Origin of the sequence: Mycobacterium sp. (assembly GCF_044370595.1) — a bacterium.
GTDB lineage: Bacteria > Actinomycetota > Actinomycetes > Mycobacteriales > Mycobacteriaceae > Mycobacterium.
Map to the genome: position 1 here is coordinate 1 of NZ_JBILVF010000185.1, position 5965 is coordinate 5965.

Consider the following 5965-nt stretch of genomic DNA (forward strand, 5'->3'; position numbering starts at 1 on the left):
GACGAAGGAGCACCATGAGCACGATCGGCCCGAACACCGTCCCACTGATCACCCTCAACGACGGCAATCAGATCCCGCAGTTGGGCTTCGGGGTCTACCAGGTCCCGCCGGAGGAGACCGCCGGCGTGGTGAAGACGGCACTGGAGATCGGCTACCGGCACATCGACACCGCGCAGATGTACGGCAACGAGAAGGGTGTCGGCCGGGGCATCCACGACGCCGGCCTGGACCGCGGCCAGGTGTTCATCACCAGCAAGCTCAACAATGGTTTCCACCGGCCCGACGACGCCCGCCGTGCCTTCGAGGAGACCTTGCGTGAACTGGGCACCGACTACGTCGACCTGTTCCTGATCCACTGGCCGCTTCCCACGCTGTACGACGGGGACTTCGTGTCCACCTGGAAGACCCTGGAGGACTTCCACGCCGACGGCCGGGCCCGCAGCATCGGGGTGTCGAACTTCGCGATCCACCACCTGCAGGAGTTGGCCCGCGAGACCGGGATCACCCCGGCGGTCAACCAGATCGAGGTGCACCCCTACTTCACCAATGACGAGGTGCGGGCCTACGGCACCGAGCACAACATCATCACCGAGGGCTGGTCGCCGATCGCCCGCGGCAAGGTGCTGGGCGATCCGGTGGTGCAGCGGATCGCGCGGGCCACCGGGGCGCACCCCGCTCAGGTGGTGCTGCGCTGGCACGTCGAACGCGGCGACGTCGTCTTCCCCAAATCGGCTCAGCCGCAGCGGATGCGGGAGAACTTCGAGATCTTCGACTTCGAGATCAATGACGAGGAGATCGAGGCGCTGACCGCGCTGGACAAGGGTGAAGCCGGCCGGATGGGCCCCAACCCCGACACGTTCGCCTACATCCCGGCCTGAAGCCTCATCGATTCTGCAGGTAGATCGTGATTTCAGCCGGAAACGCGATCGGGACGCAGAATCGATGCCCGCCCGCGGGCACGCGCCTCGGCCAACGCCGTCTTCAGCCCACGGGAGCGGGCCGCCATGCCCTCGAACATGCGCTCACTGCGGGTCTCCGGCGCGTCGTCGGCGCTGGCGCGCAGGAACCGGTCGGGCAGCGACAGCTTGGCGATGGTGCGCCAGGTTTTGGCGTACTGCACCGGCATCGGACCGCTGGTGTAGGGCAGGTCGTACTTCTCGCACACCGCGCGCACCCGCACCGAGATCTCGGCGAGCCGCCGGCTGGGCAGGTCCGGGTAGAGGTGGTGCTCGATCTGGTAGGCCAGATTGCCGGTCATGAAGGCCAGCGCCGGACCGGCGTCGATGTTCGCGCTGCCCAGCATCTGGCGCAGGTACCACTGGCCCTGGCCCTCGCCGGCCATATCGGTGGCGGTGAACTTCTCGGCGCCGTCGGGGAAATGGCCGCAGAAGATCACCGCGTTGGTCCACAGATTGCGAATGACGTTGGCCGCCAGGTTGGCCTTCACGGTGCCGGCGAAGCCGGCACCCCACGGCGAGGCGGCCGTCAGCGCCGGATAAGCCAGAAAGTCCTTCGCGAGCTGGCGGGCCGCCTTGGTGGACAGTTCCTTGAGGCGCACGATGGTGGCCGCGCGGGTCTCGGGGTTGCGGATCTGCCGGAGTTCCAAGTGCTGCAGGGCGATTCCCCACTCGAAACCGACCGCGAGCATGGTGTTGATGGCGACGTTGAGGGTGTTGCGGGGCTTCCAGGGCTCATCGCGGGTGACCCTCAGAACCCCGTAGCCGACGTCGTCGTCCATGCCGAGGATGTTGGTGTACTTGTGGTGGGACACGTTATGAGTGATCCGCCAGTGCTTGGCGGAACCGACCATGTCCCACTCCCAGGTCGAGGAGTGGATCTCCGGGTCGTTCATCCAGTCCCACTGCCCGTGCAGGACGTTGTGCGCGATCTCCATGTTCTCGATGATCTTGGCCAGCGCCAGGCTGGCGGTCCCGACGCACCAGGTGACCCGCTTGGACCCGAACGCCAGCAACAGCCGGCCGGCCATCTCCAGTCCGCGCTGGGCGGCGATGGTGCGCATGATGTAGCGGGCGTCGCGCTCGCCGAGGGAGTCTTCGACGTCGGTGCGGATGGCGTCGAGTTCGATCGCCAGCGCTTCGACGTCGGCGTCGGTCAGGTGTGCGAAGGCCTCGACATCGGTGATCGCCATCAGATGTCCACCACACAATCTCCGCTGGGAGCCACGACACAGGTCTGCACCCTGGTGCCCGGTTCATGCTCGACGCCGGTGCGCAGGTCGCGGACCCGGCCGTCCACCAAGCTCACCACGCAGGTGTGGCAGATGCCCATCCGGCAGCCGAACGGCAGTTGAACTCCGGCCCGCTCGCCGGCCTCCAGCAGAGACGTCGCCGCATCGGCGGACCGGGTCGTTGCGCTGCGGGCGAAGGTGACCCTGCCCCCACCGCCACCGGCCGCCGGGGAACGCACGGCGGCGAACCGTTCCAGGTGCAGCCGGTCGGCCAGCCCTTCAGCGGCCCAAAGCTTTTCGGCGTCGACAAGCATTCCCTCGGGGCCGCAGGCCCAGGTCTGCCGATCACGCCAGTCGGGCACCTCCTCGGCGAGCCGGTGCAGATCCAGCCGGCCGGCACTGCGGGTGGTGCGCACGATCAGCCGGTAGCCGGGGCGGGTGCGGCCCAACTCGGCCAGTTCAGCGGCGAACATCACCTCCTCGGCGGTGGGCGCGCTGTGCACGTGCACGACGTCAGACCGGAGTTGCCCGCGCCGGACCATGGTCCGCAGCATCGACATCACCGGGGTGATGCCGGACCCCGCGGTGAGGAACAGCACCGAGTCCGGTGGCGGTTCGGGCATCACGAAGTTCCCCTGCGGGGCGGCCAACCGCACCACCGTCCCCGGCCGGACGCCGTTGACGAGATGGCTGGACAGGAACCCCTCCGGCATCGCCTTGACGGCGATGCTCAGCGTTCGGTCCGGCCGCCAGGGCCCGTTCTTCTGCCGGGCCGGCGAGGTCAGCGAGTAGGACCGCCACCGCCAGCGGCCGTCGACGAGCAGGCCGATACCGATGTACTGGCCGGGCTGATGAGTGAAGCCGAAGCCCCAGCCCGGTTTGATCACCAGGGTGGCGCAGTCGCGGGTCTCGGGCCGAACCTCGACGACGCGGCCGCGCAGTTCCCGTGCCGACCACAGCGGGTTGAGCATCTTGAGGTAATCGTCGGCCAGCAGCGGGGTGGTCACCGGCCTGACCAGGGCACGCACAGCGGCCGACAGCCTGGGGCCGGCCTGGGTGGTCACCCGACCCACGGTACCGTCACCGGCGTCGACTCAAAGCAACTCCAGGAGGAACGGCACCTCCTGGGTGGCGTACCAGGCCAGGGCATGGTCCTGGGCGTCCCCCACCGTCAGCTCGGCATCCTCGTCGCCGAAGTCGGCCTCGTCGATCACCGCGATCGCGGCCCGCACCGCGGGCTCGGCCTCGGCGTTGTCGACGTAGACCGCCGCCACCTGATCCATCGTCAGCCGGCCGCTGACCCGCACCACCGCGTCGTCCAGGTCGGGGCGCAGGGTCACCTTGTCCGCGGGGGCATCGGCCACCACCACGGCCCGGCGCAGCGGCAGGTCACCCTCGGGTTCGGCCGACAGCAACCGCAGCGAGGCCAGCGCGGCCTCGCCGAGGGCTACCTCGGCAAGTTCCTCGTCGTCGCCCTCGGCGTAGGACTCACGCAGCGCGGGGGTGACGGCGAAGGCGGTCCCGGCGCGGGGCTGAAAGAAGCCGTCATCGACGAATTCCTGCAGCATCGGCAGTGTGGCCGGGATGTAGACCCGCATGCACGAGAGACTAGCGGCGCCGCGCGCGCTCAGCCCTCTTTGTCCCCCAGCAGGGACACCGCGACGTCGGGGACGAAGTTGCTCAGATCGCGCGGCGGGCGGCGGTAGTTCCCGATCTGCGGGCGCTCCGGGATGACCACCTTCTCCAGTTCCACCTCGTGGTAGGGGATGGTGGACAGCAGGTGGCTGATCATGTTCAGCCGGGCGTGTTTCTTGATGTGCGACTCGACCTCGAACCAGGGGCTGGTCGGGGTGTCGGTGTGGACCATCATGTCGTCCTTGGCACGGGAGTAGTCCTCCCAGCGATAGATGGACTCCATGTCCATCGGGCTGAGCTTCCAGCGCCGCAGCGGGTCGTTGAGCCGGGACTTGAAGCGGCGCAGCTGCTCATCCTCGGACACCGAGAACCAGTACTTACGCAACATGACTCCGTCGTCGATGAGCATCTGTTCGAACAGCGGGCACTGCCGCAGGAACAGGGTCTCCTCGTGCGGGGTGCAGAAGCCCATCACCCGTTCGACGCCGGCCCGGTTGTACCAGGACCGGTCGAACAGCACGATCTCACCCTTGGTGGGCAGATGTGAGATGTAACGCTGGAAATACCACTCGCCCTTTTCCCGGTCGCTGGGCGCCGGCAGTGCGGCGATCCGCGCGGTGCGGGGGCTGAGGTATTCGGTGATCCGCTTGATCGTGCCGCCCTTGCCCGCGGCGTCGCGGCCCTCGAACAGAACCACGATCCGGGCACCGGTGGCGCGGACCCACTCCTGAACCTTGACCAGTTCGGTCTGCAGACGAAAAAGCTCAGCCTCATACACAGCGTTAGACATCTTGACGGTGGTGCTCTGAGCGTCTTTCTTCGGCTTCGTCGACTTGTCTTTCCCTTTGCCCATCGGCGCATCGTACGGCGGAGATCTACTGCGCGGACTCGATTAATTCATCCAGTGCTTCGGCGAGCAGTTCGGGCAAGACATCGACGTCGCTCATCGCGTCCCGGTCGGCGTTGATGCCGTAGTAGACCATTCCGTTGTAGGACGTCACCCCCAAGGCCAGCACCTGATCGTGCAGCAGCGGCGGCACCGCGTAGGTCTCCAGAAGTTTGGCGCCCGCGATGTACATCTGTGCTTGTGGCCCCGGCACATTGGTGATCAGCAGGTTGAATTGACGCGGCGGGTAGCGGGTGGCGACCCGGGTGCCCATCGCGTGCAGGGTGGGCGGCGGGAAACCCGACAGGGTGACGATGGTGCGCGCTTCCACCAGGCTGGCCAACGCCGAATGCGATTCGGTGGCATGGGCGACCTGGGACAGCCGCACCACCGGATTACCCTCCCCCACCGGAAGGTCGATCAGGAACGGTGCGACCTCGCTGATCGCCTGTCCGGGTCCGGCGGCGACCAGATCGGCGTCGGGGTAAACCGACGTCGGGGCCATCGCCCGCACCGCCATCCCGGCGGGTACCGGCTCCCCTCGGGACAGCAGCCAGTTGCGCAGCGCCCCGGTGATCACCGCCAGCACGACGTCGTTGACGTCGCAGTCATACCGGACCCGCAGTCGGCGGAAGTCGGCCAGCGGCGCGGAGGCCACGGTGAACCGGCGATGCCGAGAGACCGTGGTGTTGAGCGGACTGTCCGGCGCGTTGCGGCGGGTCACCCGGCGGGCCAGGTCGGCGGCGCGGCGGCCCAACTGGGCCCGTTCCCCGGCGTCGGTCACCACATCGGCCACCGTCGAGCGCAACGCGCCGAGTTCCTGACCCGGCCGGGCCAGCCAGTCGGTGACCGCGTCGACGATCAGCCGGGTGTTGGACGGTTCACGGGCGGGCAGCCAAATGTCCTCGCCGAGACCGGCGGGGTGGCGGGCGCGGTCGGCGATGACGTGCCCGATCTCGCAGGCCGTCATCCCGTTGACCAACGCTTGATGGGATTTGATGAAGATCGCCAGGCGGTTTCGCTGCAAACCCTCGATCAGGTACATCTCCCACAGCGGCCTGGTGCGGTCCAGCGGCCGGCCGGCCAGCCGGGAGACCAGTTCGTGCAACTGGGCGTCGCTGCCCGGCGAGGGCAGCGCGGAGCGACGGACGTGGTAGGTGATATCGAAGTCCGGGTCGTCGATCCAGACCGGCCGCGCGATACCCGGCGTCACCTCCCGCACTTTTTGCCGGTACCGCGGAATCTGCGGCAGCCTG

The 5965-nt window shown here is 67.8% G+C and carries 6 protein-coding genes; 1 reads left to right on the forward strand and 5 read right to left on the reverse strand.

Annotation, left to right across the window (positions count from 1 at the left end):
- The first annotated feature begins 14 nt into the window (after positions 1 to 14).
- Entirely contained in the window at positions 15 to 878 is an 864-nt protein-coding gene (locus ADBZ5N_RS16865) for an aldo/keto reductase (protein WP_526259406.1), read from the forward strand.
- A gap of 32 nt (positions 879 to 910) precedes the next feature.
- Here the strand turns inward: ADBZ5N_RS16865 and ADBZ5N_RS16870 are convergent, their stop codons facing one another.
- The 5 genes from ADBZ5N_RS16870 to ADBZ5N_RS16890 all read right to left on the reverse strand — a co-directional run.
- On the reverse strand, positions 911 to 2149 hold the full coding sequence (locus ADBZ5N_RS16870; protein WP_526259396.1) for a fatty acid desaturase family protein: 1239 nt from the start codon (positions 2147 to 2149) through the stop codon (positions 911 to 913).
- Entirely contained in the window at positions 2149 to 3252 is a 1104-nt protein-coding gene (locus ADBZ5N_RS16875; protein ID WP_526259398.1) for a ferredoxin reductase, read from the reverse strand. The genes ADBZ5N_RS16870 and ADBZ5N_RS16875 overlap by 1 nt, the downstream gene beginning before the upstream one ends.
- A 30-nt stretch (positions 3253 to 3282) precedes the next feature.
- Positions 3283 to 3786, reverse strand: a complete 504-nt coding sequence (locus tag ADBZ5N_RS16880; protein ID WP_526259400.1) for a DUF6912 family protein — start codon at positions 3784 to 3786, stop codon at positions 3283 to 3285.
- Between the two features lie 29 nt (positions 3787 to 3815).
- On the reverse strand, positions 3816 to 4676 hold the full coding sequence (gene ppk2, locus ADBZ5N_RS16885) for a polyphosphate kinase 2 (RefSeq protein WP_526259402.1): 861 nt from the start codon (positions 4674 to 4676) through the stop codon (positions 3816 to 3818).
- Between the two features lie 22 nt (positions 4677 to 4698).
- A partial coding sequence (locus tag ADBZ5N_RS16890) for a WS/DGAT/MGAT family O-acyltransferase (protein ID WP_526259404.1) occupies positions 4699 to 5965 on the reverse strand: 1267 nt, incomplete at its 5' end.

What these genes read in the sequence shown, in the direction of transcription:
- ADBZ5N_RS16865 (WP_526259406.1), top strand. Translation starts at nt 15, where the DNA reads ATGAGCACGATCGGCCCGAACACCGTCCCACTGATCACCCTCAACGAC.
- ADBZ5N_RS16870 (WP_526259396.1), bottom strand. Translation starts at nt 2,149, where the DNA reads ATGGCGATCACCGATGTCGAGGCCTTCGCACACCTGACCGACGCCGAC.
- ADBZ5N_RS16880 (WP_526259400.1), bottom strand. Translation starts at nt 3,786, where the DNA reads ATGCGGGTCTACATCCCGGCCACACTGCCGATGCTGCAGGAATTCGTC.
- ppk2 (WP_526259402.1), bottom strand. Translation starts at nt 4,676, where the DNA reads ATGGGCAAAGGGAAAGACAAGTCGACGAAGCCGAAGAAAGACGCTCAG.